The organism is Rhizobium sp. YAF28, from assembly GCF_052113285.1.
Taxonomy (GTDB): domain Bacteria; phylum Pseudomonadota; class Alphaproteobacteria; order Rhizobiales; family Rhizobiaceae; genus Rhizobium.
The window spans coordinates 269,579-285,869 of the sequence record NZ_JBFRCX010000003.1; the positions used below are offsets into that span (position 1 = coordinate 269,579).

Here is a 16,291-nt window from a genome sequence, read left to right on the forward strand (position 1 = left end):
CGGCAGTAAATGGCCCCGGCTGTATCGAGTGCAGAAATGGTACGCCGGGAGCACGCTTTTGCGTTAACCGGCAGGAGGATAGGAATGCTCGCCGCCGCGATAGTCCGACACCGAGTAGCAGCCCTCCCCGGTCGTCTTCACAGCGCTCGCACCGATGACAGCCTTGCCGTAACCACCGGGAATATCGAGAATATAGGTGGGCTGGCAGAGACCGGAGATGCGGCCGCGAAGCGAGGCAACGATCTTCTGCCCCTCTTCTATCGACAGCCTGAAATGGCTGGTGCCGGGCGCAAGGTCCGGATGATGCAGATAATAAGGTTTCACGCGCGTCTCGACGAAGGCCCGCATAAGTTCTGCCAGCACGTCGGGATCGTCATTGACGCCCTTCAGGAGCACCGACTGGCTGACCATGACGATGCCGGCATCCACCAGCCGGGCGCAGGCGGCGCGTGCTTCAGTCGTCAGCTCACGCGGATGGTTGGCGTGAAGCGCGACATAGACAGTCTTGCCACTCGCTTTCAGCGCCGCAATCAGCTCCGCATCAATCTTCTGCGGATCGACGACGGGCACGCGCGTGTGGAAGCGCACGATCTTCACATGCTCGATCTCAGCAAGCTCGCTTAGAATGTCGCCGAGACGCCTTGGTGAAAGCACCAGCGGATCGCCGCCGGTCAGGATCACTTCCCAGATCTCGCCATGCCCGCGGATATAGTCGACGGCTGCAGCCAGCGCCGCCGGATCGAGCATGCCGAGCCCCTGCGGCCCCACCATCTCGCGCCGGAAGCAGAAGCGGCAATAGACCGGGCAGACATGCACGGCCTTCAACAGCACGCGGTCCGGATAGCGATGCACGATGCCCTCGACCGGGCTGTGCGCATGGTCCCCGATGGGGTCGGCCCGTTCCTCGGGCGTGGTAACGAGTTCCGCCACATCGGGCACGAACTGACGGGCAATCGGATCGGCCGGATCGGCATAATCGATCAACCTTGCCATGGCAGGTGTCAGCGCGATGGCATAGCGCGCGGCGACCTCATCGAGCGCCAGTCGCTCCGTGTCCTCGACCAGCCCCGCCCTGACGAGATCGTCGACGCTCTTGATCGGACGCATGACATTCATCGGCCGTACTCCGCGACCGGCGCCCAGAGCACCTGATCGATCCGCGATGCACCTGTCGCCAGCATCACCAACCGGTCGAAGCCGAGCGCGATGCCGCTCGCTTCCGGCATGACCGCCAGCGCCGCCAGAAAATCCTCGTCGAGCGGATAGGTCTCGCCATAGACCCGCATCTTCTCCGCCATCTCGATCTCGAAACGGCGCCGCTGCTCGGCGGCATTTGTAAGTTCGCCAAAGCCGTTGGCAAGCTCGACCCCGCACGCATAGAACTCGAAGCGCTCCGCTACGCGCGGATCGCGCGCCGAAGGCCGCGCAAGAGCCGCTTCTGAAACAGGATATTCGTCGAGAATGGTGACACGGCCAAAGCCGAGATAAGGCTCGACCTTCTCCACCAGCACCCGACTGAAGAGATCAGCCCAATGATCGTCATCGGCAACGCGCATGCCGACCCGCCGCATTTCCGCGGCAAGATGCTCGCGTTCGGTCGAGCCGTCAGCAGATACAGAAGCCAGAAGATCGATGCCGGCATGGCGACCGAACGCTTCTGCAACGCTGATGCGCTCCGGCCCGGCGAAGGGATCGCACTCAGCGCCGCGATAGGTAAGCGTTGCGGTCTTCACCGTTTCGGCAGCGAGCGCCAGCATACGCACGCAATCCATCATCAGGCTCTCATAGCTCTCGCCCGCCCGATACCATTCGAGCATTGTGAACTCAGGATGATGCAGCGGCCCGCGCTCGCGGTTGCGATAGACATGCGCAAAGCAGGCGATGCGTTCTTCACCGGCGGCCAAAAGCTTCTTGCAGGCAAATTCCGGCGACGTGTGCAGGTAGAAGGGCGCAGCCTGTCCGTCCGTCGTCAGCGCTTGCGTCGCAAAGGCATGCAGATGCGCCTCGTTGCCTGGAGACACCTGCAGCGTCGCAGTATCGACCTCGATGAAATCCTCACGGGCGAAATAACCTCGCAGCGCTGACTGGATCGCGTTACGCCCGATAAGGAACGGGCGGCGATCGGCATGCACTGATGGTGTCCACCAGGGAGACGCTGTGGCGCTCGTGAGGTTCATTCAACGCTTTCCTTGCCGGATTCGGCCGGGATGGGGTGGCTATTTACGCGATTTTAGGTTAGTGCCGCCCCGAAGAAAAAACATTTTGCGTCTTCAGGGCCATTCTGACTGTCCTCTACGACGCCGAAAGCCGACTTACAAGGAAGTCTTATGGTCAAGGTCATCGCCTCTTCGGTCCGCAAGGGCAACGTTCTCGATGTCGACGGCAAGCTCTACGTCGTTCTCACGGCTCAGAATTTCCACCCGGGCAAGGGCACGCCGGTTACCCAGGTCGACATGCGCCGCATCGTTGACGGCGTGAAGGTTTCCGAGCGTTGGCGCACCACCGAGCAGGTCGAGCGCGCCTTCGTCGAAGATGTGAACTTCCAGTACCTTTATGAAGACGGCGAAGGCTTCCACTTCATGAACCCGGCCACCTATGATCAGGTCGTCGTCGACGTTGACACCATGGGCGACCAGAAGGCCTTCCTCCAGGAAGGCATGACCTGCATCCTGTCGATCCACGAAGGTATTCCGCTGGCGCTCGAACTGCCGCGCCACGTCACCCTCGAGATCGTTGAGACCGAACCGGTCGTGAAGGGCCAGACGGCATCCTCCTCATACAAGCCGGCGATCCTGTCGAATGGCATCCGCACTTTGGTTCCGCCGCATATCGATGCCGGCACCCGCGTCGTCATTGCAACGGAAGACAATTCCTACGTCGAGCGCGCCAAGAACTGATTGCATCAGTTTCCAGACATTCGGACGGCCTGAAGCAACCGCTTCGGGCCGTTTTCATTTGATCGGAAATACACATTCGCTTCCGGCAGCGCCAATAGACAAAGACCGGCAAAAACGCCGGCCTCCCGCTCAGAGATGCGGGTTACGCGGCCGGTATTTCTTCACCAGCTTCTGATTGATTTCTGCAGCGCCCGGCATGTTGGCGCTGAGGTAAACAGGCGCATCGCCCGATTTCGAAAGCTCGGAGGCGACATCCGCAAAGATGGCATTGATGACGGTGACGCCCACAGCCGTCGAGACCGGCCCGACCCGAAGGCCCGTGCCATCGAGATCAAGAACGGCGTCACCCGGCGGCAGCCCGTTATCCAGCACCACGTCGGCCACATCGGCAAGCCGCCGGCGCCCATTGGCGATCGCCGTCGAATAGGCGATCGAGGTGATGGCGATCACCTTGGCGCCGATCTCGCGCGCGTAGTCGGCCGCCTCGATCGGCGCGGCATTCACGCCTGAATTGGAGGCGATGATGATCACATCACCCGGCTGCATGCCGTAACGCTCCAGCATTGGCCGCACCAGCCCTTGGGTGCGCTCATAGACCGAGCTGATGACCGCACCCTCATGCAGCATGGCCGAGCCGACGAGAACGGGCACGGTAAAGGCAAGTCCGCCGGCACGGTAATGCACCTCTTCCGCCAGCATATGCGAATGGCCGGTGCCGAAGACATAGACACGCTTGTCGCCACGGGCAGCCTCAAGGATCGCGGCGGCGGCCTGCGCCATTGGTTCGGCCAGTGCCCGCTTCAACTCTTCCAGCCGGCCGATCAGATTGGAGAAATACGCGTCCGTGATGTCACTCATCCGCCGCTCTCCTTCAAGCCGCTTCGCCGTTTAGCCAGGTCGCCGTCACTTCGATTGCATCGGTGAAATGCACGAGATCGGCGCGCGCGCCTGGCGAAAGGTGGCCGCGATCGGCAAGCCGAAGGAAACGCGCCGGATAGAGCGTCGCCATCCTGAGTGCCTCGGCAAGCGTCAGTTCCAGATAGGTGACGCCGTAGCGGATCGTTGAAGCCATGTCGACATCCGAACCCGCTAGCGTGCCGTCCGAAAGGACCAGTTTCGAACAGAAGCCGCCCCTTTCGCGTCGCACGGTGCGGCCGTTCAGCGTGAACGTATCCATCTGCGAGCCGACCAGCGACATGGCGTCGGTCACAAAGAAAAGTTTGCCCTCGCCGCGCTTGGCACGCAGCGCCGTGCGCAACGCCTTCGGATCGACATGATGGCCGTCGGCGATGATACCGCACCAGACCGCCGGATGATCGATCGCCGCACCAACGAGCCCCGGCGCGCGGTGCGCCAGCTGGCTCATGGCGTTAAAGAGATGCGTCACACCGCGAGCCCCGGCATCGAAGCGGGCTTCCGCCGCCTCACTGGTGCTGTCGGAATGGCCGATGCTGACGATGACGCCCGCTTCGCTCAGTTCGCGCACCTGCGAAACTGCCACCTGTTCCGCCGCCATGGTGACGAGCAGCGTGCCGATCGCCTCGCGCGCGGCGATAAAGCCCTTGACGTCCTTGTCCTCGACCGGACGCATCAGCTCGGCGAGATGTGCACCCTTGCGCGCCGGCGCCAGATGCGGACCTTCCAGATGCAGGCCGGCAACGCCGCGGTTGGTCTTCACCGCAATCTTCGCCGCCTCGATCGCGGCGGCCGTCGCTTCTGCCGTATCGGTAATCAGCGTCGGCAGCAGCGCCGTCGTTCCATACGGCCGATGCCCGTCGGCGATCATATACATCGAACCCGGCGACGGCTCGTCGTTCAGCATGCGGCCGCCACCACCATTGACCTGCGCATCGATGAAACCGGCAGACAGCACGCCGCCTGCCAGTATCACGACCTCGCCCTCGGGCAGATCATTCGGGCCGACGATCGCCTCGACGCGTCCGTCCTTGACGATTAGCGCCCGTTCATCATGGAAACGTTCGCCATCGAAGATACGCGCGCCGGTGAAGATCTTGCGGGTCATCAGACGGTCTCCGTCACCTTGAGAAGGTTGGCCGGCTTGTCCGGATCAAAGCCCTTCCGGCGGGTGACGGACTCGATCAGGCGATAGTAGACGAGTAGCGAAACCAGGGGATCGACGAGACCGTTGCCGGTCGTCGGAACCTGCAGATTGACGCCGGCGAGCGGCTTCGTCGAAAAGGGCACGGTGGTAGCGCCAAGCTTCTGCAGACGCTCCAGCGCCTTTACATTGTTGTCGTAGGCGGCATCTTCAGGCACGAAACCGATGATCGGGAAGCCAGGTTGTACGAGGCGCATCGGGCCGTGCATCAGTTCCGCAAGAGAGAAGGCCTCAGCGTGAAGACCAGCTGTCTCCTTGGCCTTCAGGGCCGCCTCGAGAGCGATGGCGAAAGCCGGGCCGCGGCCGCCGGTATAAAGTGAGGCGGCATTGAACAGCACATCCTCGGCTGCCTTGGTTTCGATGCCGGACGTCGCGGAAAGAGCGGCCGGAAGCTTCTCGAGCGCCGCCTGCAGATCGGCCTTGCCGCTGATCGCAGCCGTCACGCCAGCGAGGGCGGCAACAGATGCGATGAAGGATTTGGTCGCCGCAACGCTCTTTTCAGCACCGGCATTGAGGCCAAGAACGAGATCGGCCTGCTTGGCGAGCGGGCTGTCAGTGACGTTGACGACGGCAATCGTCGTCGCCCCGCCCTTCTTGGCCGCCTCCTGCAGCGCCACGATGTCAGGGCTCGCGCCCGACTGTGAAACGGTGAAATGGATGCCGCCCTTCAGATGCAGGGAGGCACCATAAACGGAAGCAATAGACGGCCCAATCGAGGCGACCGGCACGCCGCAGGTAATCTCGAACAGATATTTGAAGAAGGTCGCAGCATGGTCGGAAGAGCCGCGCGCCGCTGTCGTGACGACGCTCGGGCGGGCGGACGAGAACAGCCGAGCGATTTCTGCGAAGACCGGCTTTTCTTTTTCGAGCAGGGTAGCGACCACTTCGGGCGATTGGCCCGCCTCCTGCAGCATCAACGACTGGTTCTCACTCATAGGTCATCTCCAATTCTCAGTTCGGCGACGAAATCATAGGCGTCACCACGATAATGCGAGCGGGTGTATTCAACGACGCGCTGGTCTTCCAGGCGTGAAACGCGTTCGATCAGAAGCGCCGGCGCACCGGCCTTGACATCGAGGATAGCCGCCGATGAAGGATCGAGCGTGACGGCGGTCAGCCGCTGCATGGCGCGCACCGGCTTGTGGCCGCTCTGGGCGAGCGCATCATAGAGCGAGCCTTCACCGCCGGCATCCTCGCCGAGAAACTTGACCGGCACGACCGCGCGTTCGATGGCGAGGGGCAGCCCGTCAGCCAGACGAAGGCGGTCGAGCCGCAGCACGGGCTCATCGACACCGAGGCCGAGCAGGAAGGATTCTTCGGGAGACGGATTGTTGATGGTACGCGACAGGATCTTCGCCGCCGGCGAGCGTCCGCGCGAGCGCATGTCCGCCGAGAAGGAGGAAAGCCGCCATAGCGACTGCTCCATGCGCTCCACCTTGCTTGAAACGAAGGTGCCGCTGCCGTGGCGCGATTCCAGCGCACCCGATGTCATGAGATCGCGATAGGCTGTCCGAACCGTCACGCGACCAAGCTTCAGGGCTTCCGCCAGATCGCGTTCGCCGGGCAGCGTTGTTCCGGGCTTCAGCAGACCTTCCTGAATGAGGCCCGTGAGCGCCTGCGCCAGCCGCTTGTAAAGCGGCCCCGTTGCCGCCTCATCGCGCAGCCCACGACCATTCAGTTCCGCTATCAGACTGGTTCTATCCATGGACGCATAATAGAACCTATTTAGAACCAATCGGCAAGTCGGATTCGCTTCACCAAAAAGAAAAACCCTCGCGGGACACCGCGAGGGTTTTCATTGATCCTGACGGATGGGTGATCTCAGTTCTTCGTGAAGATGTAATCCGTTTCCTGCCGCAGCACCTCCCCTGGACGCAGAACCGCGTTCGGAAAGCCTGCATGATTGATGGCGTCGGGCCAGATCTGCGTTTCCAGGCAGAAGCCTGCGAATGGCGCATACTTGCGGCCACCGAGACCCGGCACCGGCACGCCGAGCTTGAAGCCGGCATAGAACTGTACGCCAGGCTCGGTCGTGCGCACTTCCAGCGAGACGCCGGAATGCAGGCTGCGGGCAAGTACGACGGAGCGCTTGGCCGTGCGCTCGCTCGAGAAGCAAAAATTATGATCGTAGAGCGCCTGCTCCTGACCGGCGAAACGCTTCATCGGCGCCATCGCGCGGAAATCGAACGCGGTGCCTTCGATAGAGCGGATCTCGCCGGTCGGTATCTGCTTCTCATTGGTCGGCAGATAGTGGTCGGCAGCGATCATGATGTCGTGCGCCAGCGCATCCTCCCGGCCATCGAGATTGAAATAGGAGTGCTGGCAGACATTGGCGATCGTCGGCTGGTCCGTCGTCGTCTCGTAGTTGACGGAAAGCTCGCCATTGCCATGCACGCGATAGGTCGCCTGGATCGTGCAGTTGCCGGGATAACCGGCGCGGCCATCGGGATCGACGATCTTCAGCACGACACGGTCGGTCTCGTGCTCGACGATCGTCCAAACGAGTGTACCGATATTGTTACTGCCGCCATGAAGATGCGTGACACCCTTCTCGTTCAGTTCGAGCTGGTAGTCCTTGCCGTCGAGCGTGAACTTGCCGTCGCCGATGCGGTTGGCACAGCGTCCCGGTGTCGCGCCGAAGAAAGGCGAATGCGCGAGGTAGCTGCCTAAATCCTCGAAGCCGAGCACCAGCGGGGCATTATGGCCCTCGAGGCTGATATCCTGGATTACTGCGCCCCAGCTCAATACCTTGACCGTCAGTCCGCCGCCGCGGATGACGACGCGATGGACGGTCTCCCCGTCCTTCGTCTGTCCGAAAACTTCCCGTTCCAACTTGTCCGTCATGATCGACGCTTACTCCATCCCTAGAATTCAGGAACCGGAACCTGCCCCCATTCGCCGCAAACCGCAACCGGGCAGGGCCGGAAAACAAAATGCCGTCGCAGAAATGCGACCGGATCATTTCTAAACTGGACCGGTGGCGCTCAGATGTCCGAGCCGATCTCTTCGATATCGTAGGGCGTCGTCTGGTAGATCTCATTGATCCAGTTGCCGAAAAGCAGATGCGCATGGCTGCGCCAGCGGTTCTGCGGCGCAAGCGCCGGATCGTTATGCGGGAAGTAGTTGTGCGGCATCTTGATCGGCACGCCAGCATTCACGTCGCGGAAATATTCGTCCGAAAGAGATGTGGAATCATATTCGACATGGTTGAAGATATAAAGCCGCCGACCCTTCGGCTCGTGGACGAGACAGACGCCCATCTCACTCGATTCCATTAGGATCTCGAGGCCGTCGACCTTCTCGATGTCGGCCCGGCGCACCTCGGTCCAGCGCGACACCGGAACCTCGAAATTATCAGAGAAACCGTTGAGATAAACGGAAGAGGGTTTGAGATTACGGTGGCGGTAAACGCCGAAGGCCTTTTCCTTCAGTTCATACTTCGGCACGCCGTGGAAATGATAAATCCCCGCCATCGCACCCCAGCAGACATTCATGGTCGAATGGACGTTTGTCTGCGTCCAGTCGAAAATCTGCTGCATTTCCTTCCAATAGGTAACGTCCTCGTAAGGCAGCGTCTCGATCGGCGCGCCCGTGATGATGAAGCCGTCGAACTTGCGGTGCTTCACTTCCTCCCAGGTCTGGTAGAAGGCGAGCAGATGTTCTTCAGACGTGTTCTTAGCTTTGTGGTTGCCGACACGGATCAGCGAGAATTCCACCTGCAGCGGCGAAGCGCCCACCAGGCGCGCCATCTGCACTTCTGTCTTGATCTTGTTCGGCATGAGGTTGAGCAGCCCGATGTGCAAGGGGCGGATATCCTGGCGGATCGCCACCGTTTCGGTCATCACCCGCACGCCCTCGTTCACGAGGGTTTCGAAGGCAGGCAGCGTATCGGGGATCTTGATGGGCATTGCGGTCAACTCGATCAAAATAAAAAACCGGCGGCGAAAGAATCGCTACCGGTCCGCACGCGGCCCTTTAGCGATTTATTTAACGTGGCTGCAAGCCGGCCGGCCAAATCACCACGAGGCATCCTAATTAGCGCCAGTCGCGCTGCGAATCAACTGTCAATAGAGACAGCTGCACAAGCCATCACGCTTTCTTTATGGGTGGTGGAATCTGTTGATGGACCAGTAACGCCCCCATGTTATTAATGGTGTGATGGGCGATTTTGGAAAAAATAATGAAAAATGACGTCAAAGGGGGGAAGGGCATCCAGAGTCAGGACCGGGTGGGGTATGATCTCAGCCTGACATATCGGCTTGGAGTGATGTTCTCCGCATTCTGGAATTCGCAGGTTCGCGGCAAGGTCGTGGGACTTGCGATCCTGCTTGTCGTCATCATCCTGATGACCGCCTATGGACAGGTGATCCTCAACGAATGGAACGCCCCTTTCTACGATTCCCTCGAGCGTCGTGATCTCGGCGAGTTCTTCCGCCAGCTCGAAGTCTTCGCGATGATCGCCGGTGCGCTGTTGCTGCTCAACGTGTTGCAGGCATGGCTGAACCAGATGACCGCCCTCTACATGCGCGAAGGCCTCTCACGCGATCTCGTCGATCAGTGGCTGGAGCGCAAGCGCGCCCTCAAGCTCTCCACCATCGGCATCCTCGGCGTTAACCCGGACCAGCGTCTTCACGAAGATTCCCGCAATCTTGCCGAAAGCACCACCAACCTCGCTCTCGGCCTCCTGCAATCGACCATTCTGCTCGTCAGCTTCATCGGCGTCTTGTGGGAGCTTTCGAGCGGTTTCATCTTCCATATCAGCGGCCACAGCTTCACCATCCCCGGCTACATGGTCTGGGCGGCGATCTTCTACGCCGCATCGGCCTCGCTATTGAGCCAGGTCGTTGGCCGCAAGCTCGTCAAGCTCAATGCCGACCGATTCTCGAAGGAAGCCGAACTGCGCTTTGCGCTAATGCATGCCAACGAGAATATGCCGGCGATAACAGTGGCGCGTGGCGAAGAGAACGAGCGCAAACGCATCAACGGCGATATCAGCAACGTCCTTACCGTCATCAAGCGGCTCGCCATGGCCAATACCAACCTGACCTGGGTCTCGGCGGGTTATGGCTGGCTGGTTATCGTTATCCCGATCATTGTTGCAGCCCCCGCCTATTTCTCCGGCGGCCTCACATTCGGCCAGCTGATGATGTCGGTCGGCGCCTTCAACCAGGTCAATACGGCGCTGCGCTGGTATGTCGCCAACTTCGGCCCGATTGCCGAATGGCGCGCCACGCTGATGCGCGTCACCGATTTCCGCCAGGCGCTTCAGGAGATGGATGATGACTTCGATTTGAAGGACGCAATCGTCTACGAGGAAACCGCGCCCGACAGGCTGACGCTGAAGGATATCGTCATCGTTGCCAAGCTTGGCGAGGATATCGACGATTGCGGCGGCTTCCAGATGCGCGAAACGGATGTGACGATCAGGGCCGGCGAAAAGGTCATGATCAACGGCGATCACAGCGTGAACCGCCGCCTGCTCTTCCAGGCCATGGCCGGCCTCTGGCCCTGCGGCAAAGGCACAATAGGCCTGCCGCCGATTGACGACATCCTGTTCATCCCCCAGGTTGCCTATGTGCCGGGTGGAACGCTGCGCGAGGCGATCGCATTCCCCCAAAAACCCGAAGCCTATGACACCGCGGCCATCGAAGCCGCACTTGAGGCTGCCGGCTTGCATTCCCTGGTCGCCCGCCTCGATAGCCGCGCGCGCTGGGACAAGCTTCTCGATGCCGATGAACAGAAGGCTATCGGCTTTGCCCGCCTGCTCCTCGTCAAGCCGCGCTGGGCCGTCTTCGACGAAGTGCTCGAAGGCATGGAGCCGGAATGGCAGCGCACTATGACGAAGCTGCTTACCACGATGCCGGACACCGGCATGATCTATATCGGCCGCTCGGAGACCTATCTGGAAGCGCTGCATCCGCGCATACTGCATCTGCTGGCGCTGCCTTCGAAATCCGATGAAGAACCGGTAGCATCCGTCGCAGGATCAAGCGCCGCGACAGCTCGTGCCCCGGCGCTCTGATCAATTCCAGTAGAAGAAGTGTGCGGCGGTTTGGCTGAAATTGCTCCAGGAGAGCTTACATCGGCGGCATCACGCCGTTGATGCCGACGGCGACCTGAGCGGCCGAGATACTGCCGTCGGCTGCCCTTTCCGCCATGACGATAACGCCGGCGCCCGGCTTCAGATCATCTTTCGTTGCCGGCGCAAAGGTAACGATCGGCGTGCCCTCGGCAATCGAGATGGTCTTTTCCTTGCCCTGATAGGTGAGCGTGATCGTGTGGCCGTCGACAGCCTTGACCGCATTGCTGACGGTCGCATTCGTCATCGAACTGTTCGGCTGCACGTCCCACGGACGGCTGCCTTCGCCGGTGCCCTTCATCGCGGCCGGGAAGATCAGCACCTCGATCGCGCCATCGGGACCTGTGCCCTTCGGCAAGGAGGCGACACCAACGAAATCGCCGACCTTGATATCATCGACAGAAGCATTCCTGATACCCGAGACCTTCCAGCCGGACTTGAGCGCCACCGTCGCATCGCTGCCCTCGCGGGTCTTGACGGTTAGCGTGTCGCCGTTGAGACTCTCGATCGTGCCACGAACGCGCACGCGCTGGTTTTCCTGAGCAATCGCCGCCTGCGAAAGGCTAAGCACGACGAAGCCGCTGGCGGCAAGCGCCGTCAATATTCTGGTATAGGATTTGCAAGACATGTAACTCTTCCTTGTCGCCATTGATCGGCACGATCCCCAGCTGAGCGGCACTCTATGCCGCATGACGCGGCGCGGGCGAATCAAGGAAAAGTGAGGAAAGCGGACCCCGACAATCCGGTTCCAGACGCCGGAGTCCGCGAAAGACCTTTGAAAAGACCGGCTCAACCGGCAGCAGACATGTCCATGTACATGATTTCCCAGACATGGCCGTCGAGGTCCTGGAAGCTGCATCCATACATCGGCCCCATATCGAGGATCGGCTTCCAGGGCTTGCCGCCCACTGCCAGCGCCTTCTTGAGGTAATCATCCACCTCGTCGCGGCTACCGGCCGAAAGGCAGGTCAGCACTTCCTTGCCCTTCGTCGTATCGGCGATATCGCCCTCGATGAACTGCTGGAAATGACCGTGGGTCAGCAGCATCACATAGATGTTTTCCTCGACAATCATGCAGGCAGCATCGTCGGTGGTAAAATTCGGATTGTAGGAAAAGCCGAGCGCCGAGAAGAATTCCTTCGACTTGACGAGGTCCTTGACCGGCAGGTTCACGAAAATCATGCGCATGAAAAAATCTCCCTAATGACGTGGCGGCACCATGCCGTTGATCACGTTCGGCCCAAGGACGGAGAAAACCACCCGATCCGACATTTCAGGAAATTTTTATCGGATCAGCCTTCCAGCTCCTCGCGCAGCATTTCGAGTTCCAGCCATTCCTCTTCCATCTTGGTCAGGCTTTCGCGCAGTTTCTCCATCTCGGATGCCAGCCGGTTGAAGGTTGCCGGGTCCTTGGTGAAGAGGTTCGGATCGGCCATCTTCTCCTCACGCTTGCCGATCTCCGCCTCTGCCTTGGCCATTTCTTTCGGCAGGTTTTCGAGTGCGAATTTCTGCTTGTAGGAGAGCTTGACCTTCGAGGCAGAAGGTGCGGCAGCCGTCTCCTGCGCCTTAGGCTTTTCCGCCGCCTTCTCGGCCCTGCGGCGCTCCTCGGCTGCACCCTTGCGCTGCGCCAGCATGTCGGAATAGCCGCCGGCATATTCGATCCAGCGCCCGTCCGGCGCTTCCGGATTGGCCGGCGCAATTGTCGAGGTCACCGTCCGGTCGAGGAAGTCGCGATCGTGGCTGACGAGGATGACGGTGCCGGCAAAACCCGTGACGATCTCCTGCAAGAGGTCCAGCGTCTCGATGTCGAGATCGTTAGTCGGCTCGTCGAGGATGAGCAGGTTCGTCGGCCGCGACAGGATGCGCGCCAGCATCAGCCGGGCGCGTTCGCCGCCGGAGAGGTTCTTGATCGGCGTGCGCGCCTGCTCCGGCTGGAACAGGAATTCCTTCATGTAGCCGGTCACATGCCGCTGCTCGCCATTGACCAGCAGGTTCTCGCCACGCCCATCCGTCAGGTAGTTGGCAAGCGTATCGTCGAGGTTCAGATCCTCACGCTTCTGGTCGAGGGTCGCGATATCAAGATTGGTGCCGAGCTTCACCGTACCGCTGTCGGGCGCAAGCTGGCCGGTCAGCATCTTCAAAAGCGTCGTCTTGCCGGCGCCGTTCGGGCCGACGAGACCGATGCAATCGCCACGATGCACGCGGATCGAGAACGGCGCGACGATCGGCCGGTCGTCATAGCTTTTGGTGATCTTGTCGGCCTCGATCACCAGCTTGCCGGATTCCTGCGCATCGGAAGCGCTTGCCTGTACCGTTCCCTGCGGCCCTTTGTGGCCACGATACTGCGAACGCATCGTCTGCAGCTCGCCAAGCCGGCGCATGTTGCGCTTGCGTCGTGCCGTCACGCCATAGCGCAGCCAGTGTTCTTCCCGCTCGATCGCCTTGCCGAGCTTGTGCTGCTCCAGCTCCTCTGCCTCCAGCACCTGGTCCCGCCACGCCTCGAAAAACGCAAAGCCCTTGTCGAGCCGTCGAGACGTGCCGCGGTCAAGCCAGACGGTGGCCGTCGAGACCTTTTCGAGGAAGCGGCGGTCGTGCGAGATCAGCACCAGCGCACTGCGCGTCTTCTGCAATTCGCCTTCCAGCCACTCGATGGTCGGCAGGTCGAGATGGTTGGTTGGCTCGTCGAGCAGCAGGATGTCGGGCTCCGGCGCCAGTACGCGCGCAAGTGCTGCGCGACGCGCTTCGCCGCCAGAAAGGTTCTTAGGATTTTCCTCGCCGGTCAGCCCGAGATGCGAGAGCAGGTAGCTGACACGATAGGGATCGTCGCCCGGCCCGAGACCGGCTTCGGCATAGGCCTGCACGGTCTGGAAGTCGGCAAAATCCGGCGCCTGCTCCAGATAGCGCACCGTTGACGCTGGATGGCGGAAGACGTCACCTGACTGCGCGTCGACCAGGCCGGCGGCGATCTTCAGAAGCGTCGATTTGCCCGAGCCGTTGCGGCCCACGAGACAGATCTTGTCGCCGGACTCCACCTGCAGGGCAGCGCCCGCCAGAAGCGGTGCACCGCCGAAGCTCAGGAAGATATCGTCGAGTTTCAGAATGGGAGGCGCCAAGTATCAGACTCCGGAAAGATCATAGGGCCGCGCGAGCACGATGGCCCTGCCGCTGGCAAGCGTGAAGCGCACAGGCCCCTCCGCCACATTGGAAATGGTGCGCGACGAGCCGAAGGGCAAATGGAAGTCGGCGAGCGGATAGCGGGCATTTTCGATGAACAGGCCACGCAGCTCGCTGAAGCCTGGCACGGAAAACAGACTGCCCGGCGGAAGATCGATCTCCAGCGAGCCGGGAAGCAAAGGCACGGCCTCCTCACTGCCCGAGGTCAGCAGCATATCGAAGCCTTCTTCCGCCAACTCCACGGCGTAGAGCAGATGCTGCAGGGCGTGGTCGGACCGTTCACCGCCCAGCGCACCCGCAAGGATCAGGCGTTTGGCACCACGCTCGATCGCCTCGCTAACGGCAATTTCACCATCCGTCGCAGCCTTTGCGACTGGATAGGGCTGGCGCGGTACGTCAGGAAAAGCGCGGTCGAGATCGGGCGGTGTCGAATCGAAATCGCCAACCCACAGTTCCGGCACCACGCCCAGCGCCGCCGCATGCCGCATGCCGCCGTCGGCCGCGATGAACCGGCTTTCCCGCACGGCGTCGCGCAGACGATCCGTCAGGCTGAGTGCCCCGCCGAGCAGGATGGTGAAGGTGGATTGGCTCATGGGCATTGCCCATAGCGCAAACGGGGGGTGAAGGGGAAGAGGCGCCGCAGATCCGGTGCCTTTCCCTCAAAGCAATTCCCGCAAAAGCGTGCAGCCGTTTTGCGGGAATTGCGTAATCAAATGCTCTAGAAGCGATAGGTGACACCGGCACCGATCAGCCAGGGATCCAGTTTCGCCTTGCCGCTGACATCGGCACCGCCGACGGTCGCATCGAAATCCGGACGCAGGAAGATTTTCTTCACATCCAGGTTCGCACCCCAATGCTCATCGAACATGTAGTCGAAACCGGCCTGCAGCGCGACGCCGAATGTGTTCTTCACATCGAGGCTGTCGGCACTCTTGCCGGACTGGTTGTAGAAGACAGTGTAGTTCACACCGGCACCGAGATAGGGCTGGAAGGCACCGAAATCGGTGAAATGATACTGCAGCGTCAGCGTCGGCGGCAGCAGCCACGTCTTGCCGATTTCCCCGAGGCCGGCAATCGAGCCTTCGCCATGCACATTGGCATAGGTCGTGCCGAGAATGAGCTCCGCGGAAATATTGTCGGTGAAGAAATAGGAGATATCCACTTCCGGAATCACCGTGTCCGAATAGGACAGATCGGATCCGGGGATGCCATCGACTGAGCCGTTGTCGCGCGTGATCACGCCAAGCGCACGAAGACGTACCTGCCATGGGCTTTGCGTGGCCATTGGCGAGCCCGCCGAAGGCGCCAGATCGGCCGAAAGCGCCGCATGCCCGAAGGATGCGAAAACGATAGCGGCAAAAATACCCCTCAGCCGAAGCGGATGATGTTTCATGTGAATCTCTCCTGATGTCGTCGAACGAGGAGAGACTTAGGCTTGCCTTGGATGGGTCGGCTTGAGCGAGATCAAACGCTCGGACTATTTTCTTAGCCCGGCGTATCCTTGTCGCGCGAAAGGAAGATCGCCTCGTAGCCGCCGATGAATTTCTCGAACAGCAGCGAGAAAGTGTCGATCTCCTCCTGTGGCCAGTCCCGCACAACCTCGGAAACGAAGGCGAGCTTCTGGGCCCGGATTTCCGCCAGCAGATCCTTCCCGAGCGGAGTCATGACGACGACGATACGTCGCGCATCCGCCTGCGAAGCCTCACGGCGCAGGACGTTGCGGCCCACCATATCGGACACGACGCGGCTTGCCCTCGACGGGTCGATGCGTAGCATCTCGGCAATGGCGCCGACCGTCACCTCGCCATTTTCCTGTGCGCGACGCACGGCATCGAGTACGTCGAGATGAGACAGCTCCAGATCCGGCGCCACGCTCTGGATCGCCAGGCGGCCGATCAGCCGGCGTCCCGTCATCATTCGCATGCGCGTCATGGTGCGGCCGATGCGCGGCACGCTGTCCAAAGGATCATCAAGCTCGGTCGTTCTTGTCTTGGTCAAGGTCTCGTTCATGACGGAATCATA

Annotated in this window: 16 protein-coding genes and 1 riboswitch; of the genes, 2 read left to right on the forward strand and 14 right to left on the reverse strand. The window is 60.9% G+C overall.

Annotated features, from left to right (window positions below; all coding sequences use genetic code 11):
- Positions 1 to 63 precede the first annotated feature (63 nt).
- Positions 64 to 1,116 (reverse strand): lysine-2,3-aminomutase-like protein, encoded by a 1,053-nt coding sequence (locus AB4Z13_RS09000; RefSeq protein ID WP_439016839.1) that lies wholly within the window; start codon positions 1,114 to 1,116, stop codon positions 64 to 66.
- Complete coding sequence (epmA, locus tag AB4Z13_RS09005) at positions 1,113 to 2,177, reverse strand: EF-P lysine aminoacylase EpmA (RefSeq protein WP_439016841.1); 1,065 nt, start codon at positions 2,175 to 2,177, stop codon at positions 1,113 to 1,115. The genes AB4Z13_RS09000 and epmA overlap by 4 nt, the downstream gene beginning before the upstream one ends.
- Before the next feature lie 150 nt (positions 2,178 to 2,327).
- On the opposite strand from epmA, the gene efp reads away from it, so the two are divergent.
- Positions 2,328 to 2,897, forward strand: a complete 570-nt coding sequence (gene efp / locus AB4Z13_RS09010) for an elongation factor P (RefSeq protein WP_037101953.1) — start codon at positions 2,328 to 2,330, stop codon at positions 2,895 to 2,897.
- Positions 2,898 to 3,026: 129 nt separating this feature from the next.
- Here efp and AB4Z13_RS09015 read toward each other — a convergent pair whose 3' ends face one another.
- The 6 genes from AB4Z13_RS09015 to metA all read right to left on the reverse strand — a co-directional run bounded on the left by AB4Z13_RS09015 (position 3,027) and on the right by metA (position 8,924).
- Positions 3,027 to 3,755: an SIS domain-containing protein gene (locus AB4Z13_RS09015; RefSeq protein WP_037101955.1), complete on the reverse strand. Its 729-nt coding sequence runs from the start codon at positions 3,753 to 3,755 to the stop codon at positions 3,027 to 3,029.
- 13 nt (positions 3,756 to 3,768) lie between these two features.
- Complete coding sequence (gene nagA, locus AB4Z13_RS09020) at positions 3,769 to 4,920, reverse strand: N-acetylglucosamine-6-phosphate deacetylase (protein ID WP_439016842.1); 1,152 nt, start codon at positions 4,918 to 4,920, stop codon at positions 3,769 to 3,771.
- Positions 4,920 to 5,951 carry an SIS domain-containing protein gene (locus tag AB4Z13_RS09025; protein WP_442205964.1) on the reverse strand — a complete coding sequence of 344 codons (1,032 nt, stop codon included), beginning with the start codon at positions 5,949 to 5,951 and terminating at the stop codon, positions 4,920 to 4,922. The genes nagA and AB4Z13_RS09025 overlap by 1 nt, the downstream gene beginning before the upstream one ends.
- The gene (locus AB4Z13_RS09030) at positions 5,948 to 6,721 is read right to left on the reverse strand and encodes a GntR family transcriptional regulator (protein WP_113319824.1); all 774 of its coding nucleotides are present in this window, start codon (positions 6,719 to 6,721) and stop codon (positions 5,948 to 5,950) included. Before AB4Z13_RS09030 ends, AB4Z13_RS09025 begins: the two co-directional genes overlap by 4 nt.
- Positions 6,722 to 6,837: 116 nt before the next feature.
- Complete coding sequence (locus AB4Z13_RS09035; protein ID WP_113319825.1) at positions 6,838 to 7,860, reverse strand: aldose epimerase family protein; 1,023 nt, start codon at positions 7,858 to 7,860, stop codon at positions 6,838 to 6,840.
- Between the two features lie 140 nt (positions 7,861 to 8,000).
- Complete coding sequence (gene metA, locus AB4Z13_RS09040) at positions 8,001 to 8,924, reverse strand: homoserine O-acetyltransferase MetA (protein WP_113319826.1); 924 nt, start codon at positions 8,922 to 8,924, stop codon at positions 8,001 to 8,003.
- Positions 8,925 to 8,971: 47 nt separating this feature from the next.
- A riboswitch (SAM riboswitch) is annotated at positions 8,972 to 9,049 on the reverse strand.
- A 147-nt stretch (positions 9,050 to 9,196) separates the two neighbouring features.
- On the opposite strand from metA, the gene AB4Z13_RS09045 reads away from it, so the two are divergent.
- A complete protein-coding gene (locus AB4Z13_RS09045) occupies positions 9,197 to 11,038 on the forward strand; it encodes an ABC transporter ATP-binding protein/permease (RefSeq protein WP_113319827.1) in 1,842 nt (613 codons plus the stop codon).
- Positions 11,039 to 11,093: 55 nt separating this feature from the next.
- On the opposite strand, the gene AB4Z13_RS09050 is transcribed toward AB4Z13_RS09045, so the two are convergent.
- From AB4Z13_RS09050 to AB4Z13_RS09075, 6 genes are all read right to left on the reverse strand, one after another.
- On the reverse strand, positions 11,094 to 11,723 hold the full coding sequence (locus tag AB4Z13_RS09050) for a DUF5666 domain-containing protein (RefSeq protein ID WP_310385203.1): 630 nt from the start codon (positions 11,721 to 11,723) through the stop codon (positions 11,094 to 11,096).
- A gap of 161 nt (positions 11,724 to 11,884) precedes the next feature.
- Positions 11,885 to 12,283 carry a VOC family protein gene (locus AB4Z13_RS09055; RefSeq protein WP_113319829.1) on the reverse strand — a complete coding sequence of 133 codons (399 nt, stop codon included), beginning with the start codon at positions 12,281 to 12,283 and terminating at the stop codon, positions 11,885 to 11,887.
- A gap of 104 nt (positions 12,284 to 12,387) precedes the next feature.
- Entirely contained in the window at positions 12,388 to 14,208 is a 1,821-nt protein-coding gene (locus tag AB4Z13_RS09060) for an ABC-F family ATP-binding cassette domain-containing protein (protein ID WP_439016845.1), read from the reverse strand.
- 3 nt (positions 14,209 to 14,211) lie between these two features.
- Positions 14,212 to 14,862 (reverse strand): thiamine diphosphokinase, encoded by a 651-nt coding sequence (locus AB4Z13_RS09065; protein ID WP_113319831.1) that lies wholly within the window; start codon positions 14,860 to 14,862, stop codon positions 14,212 to 14,214.
- A 125-nt stretch (positions 14,863 to 14,987) separates the two neighbouring features.
- Positions 14,988 to 15,662 (reverse strand): OmpW/AlkL family protein, encoded by a 675-nt coding sequence (locus AB4Z13_RS09070; protein ID WP_113319832.1) that lies wholly within the window; start codon positions 15,660 to 15,662, stop codon positions 14,988 to 14,990.
- Positions 15,663 to 15,754: 92 nt separating this feature from the next.
- On the reverse strand, positions 15,755 to 16,279 hold the full coding sequence (locus AB4Z13_RS09075) for a MarR family winged helix-turn-helix transcriptional regulator (protein WP_113319833.1): 525 nt from the start codon (positions 16,277 to 16,279) through the stop codon (positions 15,755 to 15,757).
- Between the last annotated feature and the right edge of the window lie 12 nt (positions 16,280 to 16,291).

Coding starts and splice junctions, on each gene's coding strand:
- AB4Z13_RS09000 (WP_439016839.1), bottom strand. CDS start 1,116: ATGAATGTCATGCGTCCGATCAAGAGCGTCGACGATCTCGTCAGGGCG.
- epmA (WP_439016841.1), bottom strand. CDS start 2,177: ATGAACCTCACGAGCGCCACAGCGTCTCCCTGGTGGACACCATCAGTG.
- efp (WP_037101953.1), top strand. CDS start 2,328: ATGGTCAAGGTCATCGCCTCTTCGGTCCGCAAGGGCAACGTTCTCGAT.
- AB4Z13_RS09015 (WP_037101955.1), bottom strand. CDS start 3,755: ATGAGTGACATCACGGACGCGTATTTCTCCAATCTGATCGGCCGGCTG.
- nagA (WP_439016842.1), bottom strand. CDS start 4,920: ATGACCCGCAAGATCTTCACCGGCGCGCGTATCTTCGATGGCGAACGT.
- AB4Z13_RS09025 (WP_442205964.1), bottom strand. CDS start 5,951: ATGAGTGAGAACCAGTCGTTGATGCTGCAGGAGGCGGGCCAATCGCCC.
- AB4Z13_RS09030 (WP_113319824.1), bottom strand. CDS start 6,721: ATGGATAGAACCAGTCTGATAGCGGAACTGAATGGTCGTGGGCTGCGC.
- AB4Z13_RS09035 (WP_113319825.1), bottom strand. CDS start 7,860: ATGACGGACAAGTTGGAACGGGAAGTTTTCGGACAGACGAAGGACGGG.
- metA (WP_113319826.1), bottom strand. CDS start 8,924: ATGCCCATCAAGATCCCCGATACGCTGCCTGCCTTCGAAACCCTCGTG.
- AB4Z13_RS09045 (WP_113319827.1), top strand. CDS start 9,197: ATGAAAAATGACGTCAAAGGGGGGAAGGGCATCCAGAGTCAGGACCGG.
- AB4Z13_RS09050 (WP_310385203.1), bottom strand. CDS start 11,723: ATGTCTTGCAAATCCTATACCAGAATATTGACGGCGCTTGCCGCCAGC.
- AB4Z13_RS09055 (WP_113319829.1), bottom strand. CDS start 12,283: ATGCGCATGATTTTCGTGAACCTGCCGGTCAAGGACCTCGTCAAGTCG.
- AB4Z13_RS09065 (WP_113319831.1), bottom strand. CDS start 14,862: ATGAGCCAATCCACCTTCACCATCCTGCTCGGCGGGGCACTCAGCCTG.
- AB4Z13_RS09070 (WP_113319832.1), bottom strand. CDS start 15,662: ATGAAACATCATCCGCTTCGGCTGAGGGGTATTTTTGCCGCTATCGTT.
- AB4Z13_RS09075 (WP_113319833.1), bottom strand. CDS start 16,279: ATGAACGAGACCTTGACCAAGACAAGAACGACCGAGCTTGATGATCCT.